The organism is Vibrio sp. 1167 (assembly GCF_033340375.1).
In the GTDB taxonomy this organism is placed as follows: domain Bacteria; phylum Pseudomonadota; class Gammaproteobacteria; order Enterobacterales; family Vibrionaceae; genus Vibrio; species Vibrio alginolyticus.
The window spans coordinates 162,092-183,506 of record NZ_JAWOWK010000007.1 but is presented as its reverse complement, the minus strand read 5'-3'; the positions used below and the strand labels follow the sequence as shown (position 1 = coordinate 183,506).

Sequence of the window (21,415 nt, the reverse complement as noted above, 5' to 3'; positions counted from 1 at the left end):
AGTTTTATTGTTGAGATTGATTGCCCAACAATGCAATAGCTCGCTGAATATCAACATTCAAGTTGTTTACCCAACGATTGTAATTGCGGTGGATTTTGCCATCACTTGCTTTGAGATTTACTGAGTTGAGATAAATAATTGAGTAATATTTATTATTGTATGGGATTTTTACTTCTGCAGAGTGTTTACGAACGTGGATTTTTGCAATAAGAACACCAGGGCTTACTTCTTCGATCGTCCAGCCTCGGTTAGTTGCTGATTGCACTATGGCCATTTTTACTTGTTTATTTTGAAGATCATAAGCAACTGGAGTATCCTCCACATTCATTACAGGTTGTACTCGTCCACAACCAACAAGAAGCAAAGTTAATAATAACGAGACATACAGCTTAAAACGCGACATGATAATTTCCTTTTTATTGTGAATTTGGGTCAACCCCAATTTGTATCGAGCTGTAAAATAAACAATTTAACCCAATATGCCAAACTCGAAGATCAACATTTCGTTCAATATTGATGCGTGGACAGCGAATTCATTCGGTTTATCCGAATCCAATGAATGGAAACAATGGGCAACAGAGATAAAATGGCCAGAAGATGGCAAAATCAATGTTGCAAATATTCCTGCGATGATGCGCAGAAGAATGAGCCCACTCAGTAAACTGGCGGTACAAACTGCAATCGAAATGCTTAATCAACATCAAGTTGATTACCTTGTATTTTCAAGCCGTCATGGTGAACTGCATCGCAGCGTCGCACTAGTTGAAGATATAATTAATGGAGAAGAGGCGTCTCCGATGGCTTTTTCTCAATCGGTGCACAATACCGCCGCAGGGCTTGCCACTATCGCAACTAAACAACCCATTCCCCTAACTTCTATCGCTGCGGCAGAAAACACATTCCAAAGCGCAATATTAGAAGCATGGCTGTTTTTGTCCGACAATCCTGACAAAAAAGTACTGCTTGTTGATTTTGATGAGCCTATGCCTGACTCTTATTTAGAATATGAAAGCCAACAATACCAAGGGTTTGGACTTGGCTTAATACTTTCTCATGGAGACAAGTTCGCGATACAAAGCTCCATAAACGCAGAACGTTCCGGTCATCCTCTTCCTCAAGGTTTAGTATTTTTGCAACAATACTTGTTAGATAAAAGCCAGTGGACTATTTTCGCTCCGCAACAAGCTTGGGAATGGCACAAAAAATGACTCGCTTAAATCAGTATTGGCGTGTGCTAGCAACAGGCTTTTGTTTTTCAGTATTTGGGTTAGGTGGTTTAGTACTGAGTTTCATTGTTATTCCGACCATTCGTATTTTTGTTTCAGACCAAACGGAACGCGAATATAAAGTTCAGGGTGCGATTCGATATTCATTCAACACATTTTGTAAATTGATGAAGTTGAGTGGCGCAATCGATTATCAAATTATTGGTGCCGATATTCTTCAACAAGATCGTAATTGTTTAATTGTTGCCAACCACCCTAGTTTAATCGATTACGTTCTCATTGCTTCACAATTAAATCGCTGCGACTGTTTAGTAAAATCGGCAATATGGTCGAATCCTTTTATGAAGCACATCGTAAAAGCAGCCGGATATATTCCCAATGAAGCACCGGATGATTTATTAGCACTTTGTGATGAACGATTTAACAAAGGCAACGTGTTGCTTATATTTCCTGAAGGAACAAGAACAACACCAGGTGTAGAGCCGAAATTACAACGCGGTGCAGCACAAATTGCGGTAAGAACAGAACGAGATTTAAGAGTTGTCCATATTACGGTAACACCAAGTTTCCTCACAAAAGAGAAAAAATGGTATCAAGTACCGGCAACAAAGCCCTTTTTCAGGGTTGAAGTTAAGGATAAAGTTGAGATTACCCCCTTTATAAAGCAAACTACGTCGCCGACAATAGCGGCGCGACGCTTACAACAGCACCTAGCTGAAAACATTTTTCCAGAAAACTTTTATTAATAAGCAGGTCCCAGTGGAACAGTTACACAACGACATTAAGCAACTTATTATTGATGCTTTAAACCTTGAAGATTTAACCGTAGATGATATTGAAACGGATGCACCACTTTTTGGTGATGGACTTGGCTTAGATTCTATCGACGCGCTTGAGCTTGGACTCGCAATAAAAAAACAATACAACATCGTTATTGATGCCGACGACTCAAATACGCGCGAACACTTTGCGTCTGTAGCAAATCTAGCGAAATACGTTTCTTCTCAAACTAATGAATAAGTTGTAGGTATATTCATGACTGATGTAAATAAAGATCAAGTATTTGAACAAGTTAAAGATGCGCTTGTTGAGCTGTTCGAAATTGACGCAGCCGACATTCAATCAGATGCGCACTTATACCAAGATCTCGATCTTGATAGCATTGACGCCGTTGATTTGGTCGTACACCTACAGAATGTCACTGGCAAAAAAATCAAGCCAGCAGAGTTTAGTGCAGTAAGAACCGTTGACGATGTGGTTAACGCTGTCACTGAATTATTGAAGGAAAGTTAATGCGCAAATTGCTGACTGGTCTGTCTGCAATTGTACTGTTTGCCTACCCCTTCGCCGTCTATTTCGGTATAGATAAATTTGGCTTGAACTTAGTTGGGGGCTTGTTAATTGCTGCGTTACTTTTGCGTGTTTTCGTCGCAAATAAGACCCCACTAAAAGAGTTTAAGTTCTTGGCGCTCGTTACGGGCGCTGTTGGCATTGTCCTAATTACGCTTGGCATGGTGTTTAAACAACATGGGTGGCTTCAGTTTTACCCTGTCGTTGTCAATGTATGTATGCTGTGTGTATTTGGACTGAGCTTAAAACAGCCGCAATCGATCATAGAGAGGCTTGCTCGCTTGCAAGAACCCGACCTTCCGGCTAGTGGCGTGGCTTACACTCGCAAAGTGACGATGGTTTGGTGCGCCTTTTTTACGCTCAACGCTGCCGTTGCACTCTATACCTGTTTCCTACCAGTAAAAATATGGACGCTTTATAACGGCCTCATCAGCTACTTACTTGCTGGTGGCTTGTTCGCTGGAGAATGGATCGTGCGTCAATTTGTTCGAAAGGAACACTAATCGTATGAATACAACGTATTCGAGCTTTACCTCCCTAGCGACCTTGTTCATCGCGGAGAGGTCTGAGCAATCCCCAGTCTCTTACGATCGCGATACGGTTATCACGTGGGGTGATTTCCAACAGCACGTCGCAACACTTACTCAACAGCTAGAAACCCAACCAACGCAAAACATTGCGTTGTGTTTTGGCAACAGCTACCTATTTGCCGTTGGCTTTTTTGCTTGTTGTTATGCAGGAAAATCCATTGTATTACCTGGTAATTACCAACCAGAAGCACTCAAAGAGCTCAGTGAGCACTACGATTTGTTGCTGCATGATGCCGATGTCTCGGCTCCAGAACTCGTGAGCTCGCTTTTGATCGAAGCTCAATCATTGCTAGAAACCACCGTGATTAGCGAGCCAGAGGCCAAACAACCTTATTTTTGGCGTGAATTAAACCTGGCAGAAATACCAGTAACGCTATTTACTTCGGGTTCAAGCGGCACACCAAAAGCCATTGCAAAAACGCTGAAACAGCTCGATATCGAAGTTGCTATTCTAGATAACCTGTGGGGCGACACGGTTGCCAGCACACGCGTTGAAAGCACCGTTTCTCATCAACACATTTACGGCTTGCTGTTCCGCGTATTGTGGCCTTTGTGCTCCGCACGTCCATTTTCAGCACACAACCTTGAGTTCCCAGAGCAAATTGTCCATCACGCTGATGCTGACACCACGCTAGTAAGCAGCCCTGCGTTACTAAAACGACTCAGTGAAGAGCACAATCCGGTTGCGATTCGGTGCGTATTTTCATCTGGTGGCCCCCTGCCAAACCAAGCCGCGCAACACAGCCAGCTGTTGTTTGGGTCACTTCCTATTGAAGTTTTTGGCAGCACAGAAACCGGCGGCATCGCTTACCGTCAGCAGCACATAGCCAGCACTCCTTGGACGTTATTCCCTGGTGTTGAAGCCGAGCTTAACCATGAAAATTGTTTAAAGCTCCGCTCGCCACACATTGATGAAAACACTTGGTACCAAACTGCGGATGAATGCTATTTCCATGATAGTATTTCTTTTGAATTGCGTGGACGCACTGACCGAATCGTCAAAGTCGAAGAAAAGCGTATTTCCCTTGTCGAAGTGGAAAAACGTTTAGAGCAATTGCCGTGGGTTCAAGAAAGCGTGGTGATCCCAATGGAAGAATCTGGTCGCCTCACGTTAGTCTCAATCATCGTACTTAACGATAAAGGCGGTGATGTGCTTGATGAACTTGGTAAAGGCAAGTTTTGGCTTGAACTTCGCAAGGCACTGCGCAATTGGTTAGAACCGATCGCTATCCCGAGAAAATTCCGAGTGGTCGACGAAATTCCATTGAACAGCCAAGGCAAACGCCAAGTTGCTGAAATTGAAAAACTATTCCAATAAAGCTAGTAACATGGAAAAAAGAAAACCAACTATTCAGAATATTGAAGTGAGTGACCATACCGCGGAGCTGTCGCTGCGAGTGGATGCTGACATCTTAGATTTCCAAGGTCATTTCAGTCACTTTCCTCTTTTACCCGGCGTCACTCAAATTGACTGGGCGTTGTTCTACGCCGTTCAATATTTGAATACTCCCAAGGTATTTAAAGGAATGGAAGTCATCAAATTTCAAGAGCCGATTCTGCCAAACGCCGACGTTTGCCTCTCACTCTCTTGGGACAATGAGCGTGAGAAATTGACCTTTAAGTACACATCGAAAAACGGTGAAACCTTGGTGACTCACTCGTCAGGAAAAATGAAACTGGGTGAGTCACGTGAGTGATTATCGTCCCTGCTTTTTAATTCCTTGCTACAACCACGGCAGCACAATTGCAGACGTGGTTGCGTCGTTATCCTCTTTCGCTTTGCCAGTGCTGGCCGTTGACGACGGCAGCAATGAAGACACCAAACAAGCGCTTTCTGCTTTGAGCAAGCAAGGGCTGATAAAACTGATTAGTTTGAGAGAAAACCAAGGCAAAGGTGGCGCTGTGATGGCAGGCCTACATCAAGCTCACCAACTTGGTTTTACGCACGCCATTCAAATCGACGCAGATGGTCAGCACGACCTAGAAGCATTGCCGAAATTGCTCAGCGCCAGCGAAACAAAACCAGATAACCTGATTTCGGGCCAACCGATATACGACGAGAGCGTACCTAAATCCCGTTTGTATGGTCGCTACGCTACACACGTTTGGGTGTGGATAGAAACCTTGTCACGGTCTATCAAAGACAGCATGTGCGGTTTTCGCGCCTACCCAGTGGCGAAAACGGTCGCCGTGTTGAACAAGTACAACATCGGCAAACGCATGGATTTTGATATCGAAATTCTAGTGCGAATGTACTGGGAAGGCGTCGACATTGATTTTGTTCCAACGCGCGTGATCTACCCTGAAGGTGGCATTTCCCACTTCGACGCATTGTGGGATAACGTCAAGATAAGCTGGATGCACACTCGCCTATTTTTTGGCATGTTGCCGCGCATTCCTTCGCTACTCGCCAGAAAGCGCCAAAACACAGATGACAGTAATGCCCACTGGTCGAAACGAAAAGAACAAGGCACGATTTTAGGCATCAAAACCTTACTCGCGGTTTACCGCTTGTTCGGCAGAAAAGCGTTCGACCTGATTTTAAAGCTAGTCATGCGCTACTACCACTTCACGGGTAAATCTGCCCGTGAAGCGTCTGAGGTTTACCTGAACAACTTACAGCACTACGCAGCGCAGCAGAACATCGCACTGCCAAAGCAGTTGGACAGCTATCATCATCTGCTTTCCTTTGGGCGTACCATGCTCGACAAACTGGCAGCATGGCAAGGTGACTTTAACGTCGACAACCTAACCATTCACGGCCAGCATCATTTCGAAGAGATGGCGCAGAAAAAACAAGGCGTGCTCATTTTAGGCTCGCATCTTGGCAATATCGAACTCTGCCGCGCGCTTGGTCGTCGACACTCTCATGTCAAAATCAATGCCTTGGTATTTACCCAACACGCTGAACAATTTAATGCGGTAATGAAGGCGGTAAACCCAAATTCGGAACTGAATCTGATTCAAGTCAGCTCAATGGGACCAGACACCGCGATTTTGCTTCAACAAAAAATCGAGCAAGGCGAATGGGTGGTGATCGTTGGCGATCGCACTTCCACCAGCAAAGAAAATCGTGTCGTTTGGGCAGATTTTCTTGGTAAACCTGCACCATTCCCGCAAGGCCCATTCATGCTGGCCTCGGTATTAAAAGCGCCGGTTTACCTACTCTTCGGCCTACGCGACGATGAAGCAAACACTCCGCATTTTAATGTGTACTTTGAACACTTTAGTGACCAAATCACGCTACCGCGCAAGGAGCGTCAGCAGGCACTAGAACACGTTGTTCAACAGTACGCACACAGATTAGAACACCACACACTGCAAGCGCCGTTACAGTGGTACAACTTTTTTAACTTCTGGACTTTAAGTAATCAGCCACATGACAAACAACAATAATCACAACATCACTTTTGGTGCACAATCTTTAACCATCGAAGATGTCGTTGCCATTGCTCAAGGTGCAAAGGCAAACATGAACACCTCGCCAGAATTTACCGCGAAAATTGATCGTGGCGTGGCGTTTCTGGAACGATTACTGAAAGAAGAAGGCGTTATTTACGGCGTGACCACGGGTTACGGCGATTCATGTACTGTGGCGATTCCACCCGCGCTTGTAGATGAACTTCCGTTGCACCTTACACGCTTCCATGGTTGTGGCTTAGGTCAAATCCTTTCTCATGAGCAAGCTCGTGCGGTGCTGGCAACACGTTTATGTTCATTGTCGCAAGGCGTATCTGGCGTGTCTCACGATCTGTTAAACCAAATCGTTACGCTTATCAACCACGACATTGCGCCGCGTATTCCACAAGAGGGCTCGGTGGGCGCAAGTGGCGATTTAACGCCTCTGTCTTACCTAGCGGCGACCTTAATTGGCGAACGTGAAGTGCTTTACAAAGGTGATGTGCGACCAACACAAGAAGTGTTTGCAGAGCTGGGCATTGAGCCAATTCGCCTAAAACCAAAAGAAGGTTTGGCGTTAATGAACGGTACATCCGTGATGACGGCCCTCGCCTGTCTTGCCTACAAACGTGCAGAATACCTAGCGCAGCTTTGCACCAAGATTACCGCGATGGTCTCTGTGGGTATGCAAGGTAATGACTTCCACTTTGATGAAGCGTTGTTTGCGGTAAAACCTCATCCTGGTCAACAGCAAGTTGCGGCTTGGCTGCGTGATGATCTCAATGCTGAACGTCCGCCACGCAATAGCGACCGACTGCAAGATCGTTACTCGCTGCGTTGTGCGCCACACGTAATTGGCATGGTGCAAGACTCACTGCCTTGGCTACGTCAATTGATTGAGAATGAACTAAATAGTGCCAACGACAATCCAATTATCGATGGCGACAATGAGCGCGTTCTGCACGGCGGTCACTTCTACGGTGGTCATATCGCAATGGCGATGGATACGTTGAAAGTGAACATTGCCAACTTAGCTGATTTGCTGGATCGTCAGATGGCGCAATTGATGGATTACAAGTTCAATAACGGCCTGCCGTTTAACTTAACTGGTGCAGAAGGCGAGCGTAAACCGATCAACCACGGCTTTAAAGCGGTTCAGATTGGTATCTCAGCTTGGACGGCAGAAGCGTTGAAAAACACCATGCCAGCGAGCGTTTTTTCTCGCTCAACCGAATGTCACAACCAAGACAAAGTGAGCATGGGCACCATCGCGGCTCGTGATTGCCTACGCGTACTTGAGTTAACAGAGCAAGTTGCTGCGGCTTCACTCCTAGCAAGCGTTCAAGCGGTTGAGATTCGTCGTCGTCATAACGAATTGGACGAACACCACATGAGTCAGAGTTTGCGAGTAATTCGTGACGCAGTACTGAGCGAGTTTGAATTTGTGATTGAAGATCGCCCATTGGAACAAGATTTGCGCCATTTCATTGAACGCATTCAGCAACGTCATTGGCCACTCTACGCGGAGGTATAATGCAAGAGCAGGTTCTCTACCCATTAGAAGCGGAGGTGACTATGGTCACCTCATTCCAAGATGCTGACCCGATGGGCGTGATTTATCACGGCAACTTCTTTCGATATTTTGAAGAAGCGCGTCGTGTGCTGATGGAAAAGATCCAATACAGCTATCGCGATATGCAAGACTCTGGGTACATGTGGCCGATCATCGACACGCGCGTTAAATACGTGAAGGCGATTCCGTTTAATCACACCATTCGCATTACCGCGCAACTCACTGAGTGGGAAAACCGCTTACGTGTGGATTACGTGATTTACGACGCCGAAACGAATCAACGTATGTGCAAAGCGCATACAACGCAAGTCGCCGTATCCATTGAAAAGCAAGAGATGTGCTTTGTTTCTCCAGCAATCTTTTTAGATAAAGTAGAGCAATGGCACAACCATGGGAGTCTGAACTAATGCAAAAGTGGTTACTCTCTTTTTTGTTGATATTTTCTGTTCCAGCACTGGCCACACCGACAGCAAACGTAACAGATTTGGCATCGCTTCAGCAGCAGTTGTCTCAGCATGAAATCGTGCGCGGAGATTTTACGCAGCAGCGTCATCTGGAAATGTTCAGTCAACCTCTAACCTCTAAAGGTCAGTTCACACTGAGCAAAACACATGGCTTGTTGTGGCAACAAACAGAACCTTTCGCAGTCAATTTGGTATTGACGGAAAACAAACTTCGTCAGACTTTTGCCAACCAAGATCCGAAAACGATCTCTGCTGAAGAAAACCCAATGGCGTTCTACTTTAGTCATGTGTTTTTATCCGTGTTCCACGGGGATACTTCTGCACTGCAAGAACAATTCACACTCGATTTTTCAGTTGAGAACAATCAGTGGCAGCTCGTTTTAGTGCCCAAACAGTCACCATTAAATGCGGTGTTTAAAGCCATCACCCTTTCCGGTAAAACGCATATTGATCGCCTAACCCTGCAAGAGCTGCGCGGCGATAAGACCGAAATCACGTTTACAAACCAGACCTCTCTACCTCAGGAACTCACGGATGCCGAAGACGCTCAATTCCGTTTCTAAACTCAGTCTTGGCACTCACACCTTTGCTCTGGTTTGGCTCAATCTCGTTGTTTTAGCGGGCGCGTTGCTACTCAAACAATGGGTTTGGAGTGCAGAATCTCCGATTGAGACCAACATTTTAAAACTGTTGCCGAAGAACCAACAAAACCCGGTGGCTGAGCAAGCCTTTGAGTCGGTCTCGGCAAGTATGAGCGACAAAGTCATTTTCGTGATCACAGCGCCGGACAAAAATGCCCTTTTTGCAGCAGCCGCTGAATTTGATAAGGGTTTGCGTCAGAGTAATCATTTTCGCGATGTGGTGGGAAAAATCTCACCTCAAGAGCAGCAAGCTTGGGCGAGTTACTACTTTAAGCACCGCTTCCAATTGCTGACGCCTGAACAACGAGAGCGTTTAAGCCAAAATCCAGAACAGCAAGTGCAGCATGTGATTCAGTCGCTGTACAACCCGTTTTCTGGAGTGACCGGGCAAGAGTTACAAAATGATCCTTTCTTGCTATTTCGTGATTATTTGAGCCAAGTTACCCAGCAATCGTCCTCTTTCCGATTGGATAACGGCTATCTGTCCGTCGAAAAAGACGGTGCTCAATACTTGCTTATTACTGCCGAGCTAAAAGACTCGCCTTATAGCCTAACTGGGCAACTTGCAGTCCCTGATATTCAAGCGCTAGAACAAGGCGTCGCGCAGAAATATGGCGCTGAAGTCGCACATACTGGCGTTCTATTTTACGCTGACTTTGGTACGCAAAGTGCAAAATCGGAGATCAGCACCATCGGTGTATTCTCTCTACTCGGTATCATTGCATTGTTCTTGCTGGTCTTTCGGAGTGTGATGCCGCTGTCCCTAGCACTGCTTTCCATCACCATTGGTCTGCTCGTTGCGTTGTCCGTTACGACGTGGATTTTTGGAAAAGTCCATCTGTTCAGCTTAGTGTTTGGCGCAAGTTTAATCGGTGTGTCTATCGACTACGCATTCCACTACCTAACGGAACGTCTTGCGGCGGGAAATGAATGGGATAGCGAGCAAGGGTTAAAGCATATTTTCATAGCGATCACACTGGGCTTAATCACCAGTTTGATCGGCTATTTGGGCATGTTAGTGGCACCGTTTCCTGGTTTGCAGCAGCTTGCGCTGTTTTCATCCATTGGTCTGATTGCCGCTTACATCACCGTGGTGGCTTGGTATCCGATACTGGCTCGTAACCCATCGCGCACCATTTCGACTTTACCGGGACAATCACTGTTGGCGAAATGGTTAACGCTTTGGAATCAACCTCGAATTAAAGTCGGATTGCCGATGTTATGTGTGGTTGCGAGTGGCTTTTTCTTGCTGCAATTGAACTACGATGACGACATTCGTCTACTGCAAACTATGCCGAACGATCTCAAGCAGCAAGAAACCTTGATTACGACGCTCAGTGGCATGCAATCTTCACAGCAAATGTTGGTCGTTACCGCCGACGATGACGAAAACCTAATGAAAAAGCTGGAGTCTTTGACGCCAACATTAGAAGCGTGGAAAGCGGACAGCACCATCGAAAGCTACCAGAGCCTGAGCCGCTACTTGAGCTCAGTGGAACGTCAGCAACAAGACTATCAATTGATTCGCGATCTTTACGCGACACAATCCAGCCCACTAGCTTCCGGACTGAGCTTAAGTAAAAAGCCTAAAATGGACGCCGACTTTATCCCTGTCACGGTTGATCAGTACTTGCAAAACCCAGTATCAGCGCCTGTGCGTTTTCTCCATTTGGGTAAGATCAAAGGAAAATCTGCAACGGTAGTGGTGTTAAACCAATTGCAAGACTCCGCCGTTGTTAAGGCATTTGCCAAATCGCAGTCTGATGTTGTTTATCTAAACAAAGCTGAGGAAATATCCGCCCTATTTGGTGAATACCGAATCAAAATCATGGAACTATTGGCAGCCGCCAGTGCTGTGATCTTTCTGGTATTAATCAAGCGGTACGGTCTGCAACACAGTTGGCGAGTTTTACTGCCATCATTGATTGCTTGCGCCTGCGGTCTGGCAACGGCAGTCGCGATGGGAACAACATTAAACCTATTCAACTTGCTTGGCTTGGTGCTCATTCTTGGTATCGGGATCGATTACACTCTGTTCTTTGCCGAGAAAGCCCGCAGCGTGAGCACACTATTGGCGATCACCCTTTCGGCAATAACCACTGTGCTGTCATTTGGGTTGCTATCACTCAGCCAAACTCACGCGATTCACAGTTTCGGCATTACGGTGTTAAGTGGTATTTTTGTTGCTTGGCTGCTCTCTCCGATTGCGATTAAAACAGAGGAAACGACGTCATGATTTTTAACCATGCTTTTCGCTGCGCGACGTTAATCGTACTGAGTCTGTTTTTAAGTGCATGCAGCTTGGTCCCTCACCAATCGACGCCTCTGGTCGACATTGCCGAGCACACCCAAGTTAGCTTGCCCACTCCCGCAAGCTTGGGCTATCAGTTGTCTGCCAGTCAGTTAATTACGGCTTCTTGGGCAATAGATGGTAAAACCAAATCTGAGCAACTTCCGGTACAACTGCAAGTGATCAACAACGAAGTGGTGCTGGCAGGCTTCTCATCCTGGGGGACGAGAGTACTCTCACTGTCTTACGATGGAGAACAAATTCAAACCGAAGTGCTCAACGGTTTACAAGGTTCGCTACCGCAGCCAGAACAGGTATTATTTAACCTGATGATCACGCTCTGGCCGAGTTCCGCTTGGGAAGGATCGTTAAATGAGGTAAGGTGGCGAATTATTGATAAAAATAATTCTCGCGCCATCTTTGATAGCGGCGGTGAAAAGATCATTGAGATTCAATACAGCTCTTCTAACAAGTTAGAGGGTAAGATTGATTTTCATCACCTCAAACATCAGTTTTCAATTTCTATTCAAACACTGCAACATCAGATTAACTAAGAACAATTTAGAATAACAATATGCCTATTCGCTCTTCTCAACCTTTGTATATTCAGGCCTGTGGCTTTCACTCTGCCATGGGGCAAGATGACGCGCTCATCCACCAGTGTTTATCGGGAGCGAAGCCATCCAACATGGTGGTTGACCGAGATATTTTAAATTCAGGCCGCCAAACAGTAATCGGTCGAATCGCACAGACGTTACCGCAATTACCACCCGCACTCAGCCAGTTTGATACGAGAAACAACCGCCTCGCACTTTCGGCTTTGCAGCAAATCGAAGGCGACGTGCGTGACGCCATTGCTAAATATGGCCGTGACCGTATCGCAGTCGTGATCGGCACCAGCACATCTGGCATTTCAGATGGCGAAATCGCATTTGGTGAAAAGCTGGCAAAGGGTAATTTTCCTGCCGACTACCATTACACCAAACAAGAGCTTGGCAACTGCAGCGATTTTATTGCCGCCTACTTTGATTTGAGCGGCCCACATTACTCAGTTTCAACCGCCTGTTCTTCTAGTGGTCGTGTCTTTTTAACCGCGCAACGCCTGATTCGCTCTGGCATTGTTGATGCGGTTATTGTGGGTGGTGTAGATACCATTTGTCGGCTAACACTAAACGGCTTTAACGGTCTAGAAGCTCTATCCGATAGCCTTTGTAAGCCGTTTGATCAACATCGCAACGGCATCAATATCGGCGAAGCCGCAGCATTAATGTTGCTAAGCAAAACACCTGCGCCCGTTGCTCTTCTCGGAGCTGGCGACAGCTCAGACGCACACCATATTTCCGCACCACATCCAGAAGGGTTAGGCGCAGAAGAAGCGATGAAAAAAGCGTTGGCCAATGCAGGACTTACAGCGCAAGACATTGGTTACATCAACGCGCATGGCACAGCAACGCCGTTAAACGATGCGATGGAAAGCAAAGCCATTCATCGCTGCTTTGGAGACTCCGTTCCCGTAAGCTCGACAAAGCCACTTACCGGACACACATTAGGCGCAGCAAGTGCAACGGAAGCCGCGATCACTTGGCATATTCTCAAGTACAACCTTGATTTGCCAATACAACACTGCGAAACCAAAGCAGACGATATCCATATATCGTTAGTTGAGACGCCAACCAAACTGGGTAACAAAGCGATTCTCAGCAACTCTTTTGCTTTTGGTGGCAATAATATTAGTCTTATTTTTGGTTACGCTCATGACTAAACTTCCTCCCATCGAACAACTTTTGCCACACGACAAACCAATGATCTTGGTCGATCGTGCTTTGGATGTTCAACAAGATACGATTCACTGCCAGGTTGATATCGCAGAACACAACCCGTTCTTCGACTCGGCCTCTCAAACTGTGCCAGCTTACGTTGGCATTGAGTTTATGGCGCAATCTGTCGCGGCGTGGTCTGGTTACCACGCATTAATGAAAGAACAAGCGCCACCGATTGGCTTTTTGCTTGGTAGCCGTCGATACACGTCTGAATGCGATACGTTTTCTCTCGGACAGGTGCTTGATGTGTATGCTGAAAAAGTTATGGAAGATAACGGTATGGCGGTTTTTTCAGCCCGTATTGAGCTACAAGGAACTGTTGTAGCGACTTGCCAATTGAACGTTTACGTTCCATCAGAAGAAAAATTACAAGAAATGAAAATCAGGAGTCAACAATGACCCGACAAGTCCTCGTTACAGGTGCCAGCAAAGGCATCGGTAAAGCCATTGCCGTTCAATTAGCCAAAGATGGTTTCCAAGTCATTGTCCATTACATGGGCGATCAACAAGGCGCGCAAGACACCCTAAACACCATCGAACAGCATGGTGGTAGCGGTCGTCTTATCCAATTCGACATCAGTGACCGTGCAGATTGTCGTGAGAAGCTAGAAGCCGATATCGCCGAACACGGCGCTTACTATGGCGTCGTGAACAACGCTGGTATCACAAAAGATACCGCTTTCCCTGCGATGACCGAAGAAGAATGGGATGGTGTGATTCATACCAACTTAGATAGCTTCTACAACGTTCTTCACCCTTGTGTTATGCCAATGGTGCAAAAGCGCAAAGGCGGCCGAATTGTTACGCTTGCATCAGTCTCTGGCCTAATGGGGAATCGTGGTCAAACTAACTACAGCGCAGCGAAAGCGGGCGTAATTGGTGCAACAAAATCACTCGCGCTTGAACTGGCAAAACGCAAAATCACCGTCAACTGCGTTGCTCCAGGGCTTATCGACACAGGCATGGTAGACGAACACGTGAAAGAACATGCGATGCCGCAAATTCCTTTGCGCCGCATGGGAGAGCCAGAAGAAGTTGCTGGTTTAGTCAGTTACCTTATGTCTGACATCGCAGGCTATGTAACTCGCCAAGTCATTTCGGTAAACGGAGGCCTAATATGAGCCGTCGAGTTGTTGTAACCGGAATGTCAGGCGTGACTGCGTTTGGTAACGATTGGCAATCTGTCGAACCAAAACTGCGTGACTGCCAGAACGCGACGCAATACATGCCTTCTTACGAACAGTATGATGGTTTGAACACCAAGCTCGCGGCACCAATTTTAGATTTTGAACTGCCAAAGCACTACAAGCGCAAGCAAGTACGCGGCATGGGGCGTGTTTCCAAATTGGCGACCGTCGCAACAGAAAACGCACTAAGCCAAGCAGGTTTGATTGGTAACGACGTACTCACCAATGGTCAAACGGGTATCGCATACGGCTCATCAACAGGCAGTACTGACGCAATCGGCGCATTTGGTGTCATGCTGAATGAGAAAACCACTAAAGCGATCACCGCAACGACTTACGTGCAAATGATGCCGCATACCACGGCAGTGAACGTTGGTCTATTTTTCGGTTTGAAAGGCCGAGTGATCCCAACCAGCAGTGCATGTACCTCTGGCAGCCAAGCAATCGGCTACGCCTACGAAGCGATCAAACATGGCTACCAAACGGTAATGGTTGCTGGTGGCGCTGAAGAATTGTGCCCAACGGAATCCGCTGTCTTCGATACCCTTTTTGCCACCAGTCTGAAGAATGAAGACCCGAAAAGCACACCAAGACCTTATGACTCCGATCGCGATGGTTTGGTGATTGGTGAAGGTGCGGGAACGCTAGTTCTGGAAGAGTACGAACACGCCGTCGCTCGTGGCGCGAAAATCTATGCAGAAATCATCGGTTTTGCCAGCAACTGTGATGCCGCACACGTCACTCAACCACAGATGGAAACCATGCAAATCTGTATGGAAATGGCTTTGCAAAATGCGGGCATTCCTGCTGAGAAGATCGACTATGTATCTGCTCACGGCACTGCCACCGACCGCGGCGATATTGCGGAAAGCAACGCAACAGCGAATGCTCTGGGCAAAGTGCCAATCAGTTCACTCAAGAGCTACTTTGGCCACACACTAGGCGCCTGTGGCGCGATTGAAGCGTGGCTAGGTTTAGAAATGATGCACACAGGCTGGTTCAACCCAACGCTCAACCTAAAAAACCTCGACGAGCAATGTGGTGATTTAGACTACATCGCCGGACAAGGCCGAGAGCTGGACGTGAAATATTTGATGAGTAACAACTTCGCCTTTGGCGGCATCAACACCTCCATCATCTTTAAAAAGATGTAATGCCCTTAATAAATGCAAAAGCGCTAGTTAACCAGCGCTTTTTTGTTGGTGGCTATCCAGATTGCTAGAAATTGCAATGGCTAGAATGCCATTCAAAAGTTGTAGATAGAGTGGCAATTACAGCCAAAAACCTAAAAACGACAAAGCCCCGACAACTCAAAGAGTTATCGAGGCTTTTGAATAAATGGCACGCCCTATTGGATTCGAACCAATGACCACATCCTTAGAAGGGACGTGCTCTTTTAACCCCTTACCTTTAACTTACTACTTGTTACTACAAAAAGCCTCTATTTTATCTATTTCTGCTTCTCTTATGGATTTCTGGATAAGATTCGCCACGACAATAAAGTTGCGTAACCCCCTAGTTAAAGTTACCATATTGAGAGTAATAAGGAGATTTTATTGATAATGAAAGAATTAGCACCTCGAGGTAGATTCCACTTTGTTGTAAAGCAAAAGGTAGCATCTGTACAAACTACAGTATTTCCAATCCTGTACCTCGAAGGAAATGATGGATTCACAATCATGTGGTCGCTAGTTCGTTATTTCCTTGCATACCCCTCCAAAAGTGATACTTGGATGCGAGATACTGCACGCGCAATTGGTTTGTTTTATGACTATTGTACTGCTTACCAAAACTCAAATTCAGATCGTAGGACTCAACTACGTAACTTCATGTCCAGCCTAGAAAATGGAACTATAGGTGTCGAATGCCAAACTGATCCTACAGCCCTCTATTGGGCACCAACTGGCATAACAAAAGCGAAGAGGTTAAGGAGTAGGCTCATTGCCTTCATCAATTGGGTAGAGGAAGAGGAGTTACTTAGTAAAGGCATCTCAACATTCAAAGCCCCGATGAAAAATCATGAAAAGCAAACTCTATCCTTGATGAAAACAGCTAGAAAAATCATCAAACTCAGCCCAATGGAGCATACTAAAGATCCTATTGTCGTAGCTCGACATTTGAGTAGTGCGCAGACAACCTTTGGGCACGAGTTTGAGGATGACCCTAAAGACTACATAAATGACAACAGTGAAACGAAGAGCTTCCCTATTGAGCTTATATCACCTCTTTTACAATACGGCTTCGTTAAAAACCCATTGGCTACAGACCCATTTGAGCGTGAAGATATCACTGCCAAAATGATTACTCTTTTACTTTCGTTTGGCGGCCTTAGAAAAAGCGAACCGTTACATCTTTGGTTTAACGACATCATGCCAACAGCCGAGTTTAAGTGTCAGGCGAGGCTGTACCATCCAAGATTGGCAAAAACAAACCTAATAGGTGAAAGAGACAAAACCAGAGATATGTATCTTAGAGAAAGGACATTAAGACCTAGGCATGACAAAGCTAATTCTAAGTCATTAAAGGCAGGATGGAAAAAGCTAGCAGTTGATAAGTCATCCTATCACGCTGATATATTCTGGTTACACCCTTCAGCAGAAGCGATGTTTACCTCCCTATATAATCTGTATCTCTCATACAGAAGTGAACTAATGGAGACTTACATAAAAGAGCAAGGTCATGACCACCCATTTCTATTTGTATCTACTGGTGTAGATCACCGAACAGGGGAAAGCTATATAGGCGCTCCGTACTCTATTAGTCAATTTGACAAGAGCTACGAAAAAGCCCTACAGCGGCTCGAGCGTCATCTCGGACTAAAAATTCCCCGAGGACGAGAATCAGCTATCAATCCACATTCTCTCCGACACTTTTTCACCCAAGCTCTTGAAGATATGGGAGTATCTCCAAAGATGATACAAAAATGTTTACGCCATCGTACTATTGGGTCACAAGATATCTATAAAGGTATCTCGTCGCAAAGAATACGAGAAACGTTAGAAAATTACGCAATCACTACCCCTACAACCAATTGCTTACAAATTTTAAAATAAAGACAAATAATGACAAAAGCTGAAAACATTCAAAAACTTAAAGGGATTTCATATAGTAACCTTGTTACTGATCTAGATCTTGCCAATATTAGTGGTGTCTTTACTACTAGACGACTATTTGACTCCTCAAAGTCTATATCACTATACATGAAAGGAATTCGCATTTTAGAGGGGCTTCATGAGTCAGGTGATGCTTCATTCAATAGCTTATTCTTCTTCCAAAAAATAGGCAACGGCAACCGCTTTAATACAAAGCAGCTCATTGGAGGACAAAACTCCAACCTCTACAAAGAGTTAACAATACTATCTGACACGCTCGGTCTGAATAAGAGTATAAAAACCGAGGAAGGCTTAAAGGCCGCAGAAACTTATTTTCAAGAAGCCGTAGAGATTTTTCGATATGTCACGAAGGTTGACAGTCTCGAGGAAGTCAACATTGATAAGTTTCAGAACTTCATTCTACCTCTAAGAACACAAGAAGATAGATGGCATGAAGACCTAACACCACAGAATCACAAGGCTCTGAGATCTATTGCTCTGTGCTTGAATCAGCATTTCAACACCGCAGACTTTGGGAAATGTGTTTCGGTACAAAGAAGCGATACTCAGTTTAAAACTAAGGATCTCTTTGAACGCCCTGACAAACACATGGAACGCTGGGTGAACTCATGGAATGAATTTCTGGATGCCAAAAAAGCCTTTAGCACTAGATCATTTAAAAGTGCCGTAGCCAAGTTTCGAGACTTCCTTGAAGCCACCTACTCATCTGATAGCTCGCCATTTCCAGAAGATCCAAAGTTATACTTCTCGAAATATCGCAACGACGAGTATTATAAATGGTTAAACGAACAAGTAGATAACAACCAGATAACCAATAAAGTACTGATCAATGCACTCAATGCTATCAACTCATACAGCAACTGGTTTATCGCCACATATATGTCAGATGTTGAAGAAGATGGTGAGTTAGTAACTATCGGTCATCCTATTGTTTCCAATTATAGATTTGAACAAATCTTGTTAAAGCATAGTGATGATGATAATGGTGACATCAAACTTAGTGAGTCGGCCAAGCCTTCTCCACCACTATGGATGGTGTTAAAGCTCAAGGAAATCCTTACCGAAAACGACTACGCATGGCCTAAGTCTCTTACCAACCAGTACAACAATAACATTGTTGATGAGACTGGTAATCCCGTTTGGATACCAGTGATCACTTACTTGTTTTTAATCATGCTTGAGATTCCTCTTCGCAAAATTCAGGTACTTCGTCTTGACTCCGGAGAAGGTGATATCTGGAAGTATGACGCAAAGTCTGATCTATGGGTCAAGAACGACCATCAAGCAGCAAGTTACTGGAAAAACACGGGAGCCAAGATTCAGAACAGAGGTGTGTTTAGGCGAAAAATGATAAATGCCACGCTAGCCCCTCAATTTGCTTTTTACATCAACTCAAATAAAACAGCCGATAAAAGTGTAGGTTTTGGTGAAAAATCTGGATATGAGATTCCATGGAAAAATCAGGCTGCAATCAAGTATCTTGATGAATTAAGAGACTGGCAAGAAAAGTACAATCCTGTAACGGTGCCTGTCAAGTACAAAGACATTCCTGCAACAATCTTTGACGGAACTCCTTCGGAAAAAGTAATAGCCAGTATTCCTGACCGATTCTATTTATTTCGTTCAGCTAAAGAGGTGAAAGACGGCACTCGCCAAATGCCACCATCCAACAGTGTGCTAAACAATTTCTGGCTAAAGTTAATGGAAGAGTTAGAGAGGCAACTGCATGATGAAGGCATAGACTGCCAGATTATTATAAACCGGAATAAAAAAACGGGTGCACCTCAACAGGCTCTTTACACCCCTCACGGCTTACGAGTTGCAGGTTTAACCTCTCTTGCACAACAAGGCGTACCTATTGACATACTGAGTAAAATTGTTGCTGGGCACAAAAGCATTCTCATGACAATTTACTATCTAAAGTATCATCCAAGCCACATTTCTGAAGTTCTCAATGAAGCAAGCCGAGATTTAGAACTCAAGTACCAAAGTAGCTTTCAAAACTGGCTAAAGGAAGCTGCGTGGGATCAGGTTGCCAAATACACCGCTTATAACTCCGAAGACGCTGTTGACGGAATAAAGTCAGCCGCTAGTAGTTTTACAGCTTCTTTGTGGAATAGTACTAACTTAGGCCTATGCCCATACAATGGAACCCGTTGTAACGACGGAGGAGCTTGTGTGCGCAAAAATGGGAAAGGGAATAATACTTACCTTCCAGTAAAAGATAAGAACTGCGTCATGTGTAGACACTTCATTACAGGGCTTCCTTGGTTAACTGAGCTTTGGGTACATGGTAATGCGCTTCTACTTAAATCAGAGAAAATGTCTAAGGAGCTGGAGACGAGCCAGCAAGAGATTCATAAGCTAAAAAGTAATCGCTTAAATTTGAAAAAGAATGGTGAGGATATACCTACTCAACTAACGACAAAGATCAAAAAATCGGAGACTATACATGAAAGAAACTCAATTGAACTTGATAACATATTCAATGAGTTACACTCCACACATCTTCTAATTGAGAAGATAAAAGCATTACCAAAACCTCCTGTTCCTGTTTCCGAACAAGATGATGCGAAAGGTAGTAATTTACCTGCTTTGTTTATGCATAACGACTCTGAATTTGAACTGGATTACATTGAAATGCCTAGTAACTTCCAGAACTTAGACTTCGTAATTCAAGCAAGCCGTTTTTATAAACACGAAAGAAATGAAGATTTCGAGCGTGAGCGTGAACAGTTCATCGACTCAATCCTTCTAAGGAATGGTTATGAGCCATTGATGCTTATGGATCTAACACCAGAGGAAAAGAGACAATCTGCCGACGCCTTCGCAAAATTCTTGGTTACAAAAGTTGATGCAGAAACACTCCAACTTCTTAAAGATGGCCGTACGACTTTAGCCGGAATCGGTATCGAGAAAGAATTAATGGAGGCCACACCTGTTAACATTCCGAAGAATTTACTTACTCAACAGCCAACATTCATGAGCTAAACGATGAAAGAGTCAGATATTGTGTCAGAAACTGATGCTCAAAACACCTACAATGAGCTTTTCGAAGCTGCTACCAAAGAATCAGTCAAAACAACATTAAAGAATATCAATGAGATATGCGAAAAAATGGTGGCGGCAAACGCGACTCCATCTGTTACCGCTATTGTAAAAGCACTAGCAAGTAAAGGGGTTATAATATCTGAAAGGTCGATCTATAACAGAAGAGAAGGTAAAAATCCTTATCCAATATTGATCGATGCTTGGATTTCAGTTGTTCAAAAGAAAAAGCTCGGCATTGACGCCATCGTCAAATCGAGTCTGAAGGCTAAGCCTGATACCGGAATAGCAATTGAAAAACCAAATGCATTTGTTACCGAACAAGACTTATTGAAGATTAGTGACCCCGTTTTACGATACAAAATATCAGTACTTTATGGACATGTGACTGCTTTAAATAAACAGAATATTGCATTGAGAGAGCTTCGTGAATTACCTGCAATTCACCCAGATTACCATACTCAACCATCAACCAAAAACCTTGAGGAGAAGAGGAATATTCCTACGCAGACATCACACCTTGATAGCTTAGACGTAGAAATATTGCGAAACTTCTTAGACGGTCAACATGGGCAATTATACTTTGACGATGAAGGAGCTTTATATGCGGCAAAAGGACTTAGAAGTCATACTGCTATATCAGATCCGGGTCTAAAAGAAGTTCTAGAAAAATTGATACCGCCAGAGGTTAACTGAATAAAAAAGTGAAGTTGA

The 21,415-nt window shown here is 44.8% G+C and carries 21 protein-coding genes; 20 read left to right on the top strand and 1 reads right to left on the bottom strand.

All coding sequences use genetic code 11. From position 1 onward, the window contains the following. Positions 1–4 precede the first annotated feature (4 nt). Complete coding sequence (locus R7Z78_RS16605) at positions 5–403, bottom strand: hypothetical protein (RefSeq protein WP_005382272.1); 399 nt, start codon at positions 401–403, stop codon at positions 5–7. A 76-nt stretch (positions 404–479) separates the two neighbouring features. Here R7Z78_RS16605 and R7Z78_RS16600 point away from each other — a divergent pair, with 76 nt between their 5' ends. The 20 genes from R7Z78_RS16600 to R7Z78_RS16505 all read left to right on the top strand — a co-directional run bounded on the left by R7Z78_RS16600 (position 480) and on the right by R7Z78_RS16505 (position 21,397). Then, positions 480–1,208 (top strand): beta-ketoacyl synthase chain length factor, encoded by a 729-nt coding sequence (locus R7Z78_RS16600; RefSeq protein ID WP_017634792.1) that lies wholly within the window; start codon positions 480–482, stop codon positions 1,206–1,208. Continuing rightward, positions 1,205–1,972 carry a lysophospholipid acyltransferase family protein gene (locus tag R7Z78_RS16595; RefSeq protein WP_005388305.1) on the top strand — a complete coding sequence of 256 codons (768 nt, stop codon included), beginning with the start codon at positions 1,205–1,207 and terminating at the stop codon, positions 1,970–1,972. Before R7Z78_RS16600 ends, R7Z78_RS16595 begins: the two co-directional genes overlap by 4 nt. Positions 1,973–1,985: 13 nt before the next feature. Continuing rightward, positions 1,986–2,246, top strand: coding sequence for a phosphopantetheine-binding protein (locus tag R7Z78_RS16590; protein WP_005382278.1), 261 nt, complete (start codon positions 1,986–1,988; stop codon positions 2,244–2,246). A 15-nt stretch (positions 2,247–2,261) separates the two neighbouring features. Beyond that, positions 2,262–2,519 (top strand): acyl carrier protein, encoded by a 258-nt coding sequence (locus R7Z78_RS16585; protein WP_005382279.1) that lies wholly within the window; start codon positions 2,262–2,264, stop codon positions 2,517–2,519. Beyond that, positions 2,519–3,079: a hypothetical protein gene (locus tag R7Z78_RS16580; protein ID WP_017634793.1), complete on the top strand. Its 561-nt coding sequence runs from the start codon at positions 2,519–2,521 to the stop codon at positions 3,077–3,079. Before R7Z78_RS16585 ends, R7Z78_RS16580 begins: the two co-directional genes overlap by 1 nt. A gap of 4 nt (positions 3,080–3,083) precedes the next feature. Then, positions 3,084–4,484 (top strand): AMP-binding protein, encoded by a 1,401-nt coding sequence (locus R7Z78_RS16575; RefSeq protein ID WP_104975966.1) that lies wholly within the window; start codon positions 3,084–3,086, stop codon positions 4,482–4,484. 10 nt (positions 4,485–4,494) lie between these two features. After that, positions 4,495–4,863 (top strand): 3-hydroxyacyl-ACP dehydratase, encoded by a 369-nt coding sequence (locus R7Z78_RS16570; RefSeq protein WP_005460551.1) that lies wholly within the window; start codon positions 4,495–4,497, stop codon positions 4,861–4,863. Next, complete coding sequence (locus R7Z78_RS16565) at positions 4,856–6,562, top strand: glycosyltransferase family 2 protein (RefSeq protein ID WP_169644152.1); 1,707 nt, start codon at positions 4,856–4,858, stop codon at positions 6,560–6,562. The genes R7Z78_RS16570 and R7Z78_RS16565 overlap by 8 nt, the downstream gene beginning before the upstream one ends. After that, on the top strand, positions 6,546–8,099 hold the full coding sequence (hutH, locus tag R7Z78_RS16560) for an HAL/PAL/TAL family ammonia-lyase (protein ID WP_017448720.1): 1,554 nt from the start codon (positions 6,546–6,548) through the stop codon (positions 8,097–8,099). Before R7Z78_RS16565 ends, hutH begins: the two co-directional genes overlap by 17 nt. Beyond that, positions 8,099–8,545 carry an acyl-CoA thioesterase gene (locus R7Z78_RS16555; protein ID WP_025631406.1) on the top strand — a complete coding sequence of 149 codons (447 nt, stop codon included), beginning with the start codon at positions 8,099–8,101 and terminating at the stop codon, positions 8,543–8,545. The genes hutH and R7Z78_RS16555 overlap by 1 nt, the downstream gene beginning before the upstream one ends. After that, positions 8,545–9,165 (top strand): LolA family protein, encoded by a 621-nt coding sequence (locus R7Z78_RS16550; protein WP_005382286.1) that lies wholly within the window; start codon positions 8,545–8,547, stop codon positions 9,163–9,165. Before R7Z78_RS16555 ends, R7Z78_RS16550 begins: the two co-directional genes overlap by 1 nt. After that, complete coding sequence (locus R7Z78_RS16545) at positions 9,137–11,479, top strand: MMPL family transporter (RefSeq protein ID WP_104975964.1); 2,343 nt, start codon at positions 9,137–9,139, stop codon at positions 11,477–11,479. The genes R7Z78_RS16550 and R7Z78_RS16545 overlap by 29 nt, the downstream gene beginning before the upstream one ends. Further along, positions 11,476–12,087 carry a DUF3261 domain-containing protein gene (locus R7Z78_RS16540; RefSeq protein ID WP_104975963.1) on the top strand — a complete coding sequence of 204 codons (612 nt, stop codon included), beginning with the start codon at positions 11,476–11,478 and terminating at the stop codon, positions 12,085–12,087. Before R7Z78_RS16545 ends, R7Z78_RS16540 begins: the two co-directional genes overlap by 4 nt. Positions 12,088–12,107: 20 nt before the next feature. After that, a complete protein-coding gene (locus tag R7Z78_RS16535) occupies positions 12,108–13,295 on the top strand; it encodes a beta-ketoacyl-[acyl-carrier-protein] synthase family protein (RefSeq protein WP_047102880.1) in 1,188 nt (395 codons plus the stop codon). After that, positions 13,288–13,752 (top strand): hotdog family protein, encoded by a 465-nt coding sequence (locus R7Z78_RS16530; protein ID WP_104975962.1) that lies wholly within the window; start codon positions 13,288–13,290, stop codon positions 13,750–13,752. Before R7Z78_RS16535 ends, R7Z78_RS16530 begins: the two co-directional genes overlap by 8 nt. Continuing rightward, positions 13,749–14,474 carry a 3-oxoacyl-ACP reductase FabG gene (fabG, locus tag R7Z78_RS16525; RefSeq protein WP_005382294.1) on the top strand — a complete coding sequence of 242 codons (726 nt, stop codon included), beginning with the start codon at positions 13,749–13,751 and terminating at the stop codon, positions 14,472–14,474. The genes R7Z78_RS16530 and fabG overlap by 4 nt, the downstream gene beginning before the upstream one ends. Continuing rightward, positions 14,471–15,694, top strand: a complete 1,224-nt coding sequence (locus tag R7Z78_RS16520) for a beta-ketoacyl-ACP synthase (RefSeq protein ID WP_005382295.1) — start codon at positions 14,471–14,473, stop codon at positions 15,692–15,694. Before fabG ends, R7Z78_RS16520 begins: the two co-directional genes overlap by 4 nt. A 408-nt stretch (positions 15,695–16,102) precedes the next feature. Then, entirely contained in the window at positions 16,103–17,593 is a 1,491-nt protein-coding gene (locus R7Z78_RS16515; RefSeq protein ID WP_169644150.1) for a tyrosine-type recombinase/integrase, read from the top strand. 9 nt (positions 17,594–17,602) lie between these two features. Then, entirely contained in the window at positions 17,603–20,644 is a 3,042-nt protein-coding gene (locus R7Z78_RS16510; RefSeq protein WP_169644148.1) for a VPA1269 family protein, read from the top strand. Positions 20,645–20,647: 3 nt separating this feature from the next. Next, complete coding sequence (locus R7Z78_RS16505) at positions 20,648–21,397, top strand: hypothetical protein (RefSeq protein WP_169644146.1); 750 nt, start codon at positions 20,648–20,650, stop codon at positions 21,395–21,397. The last annotated feature ends 18 nt before the right edge of the window (positions 21,398–21,415 follow it).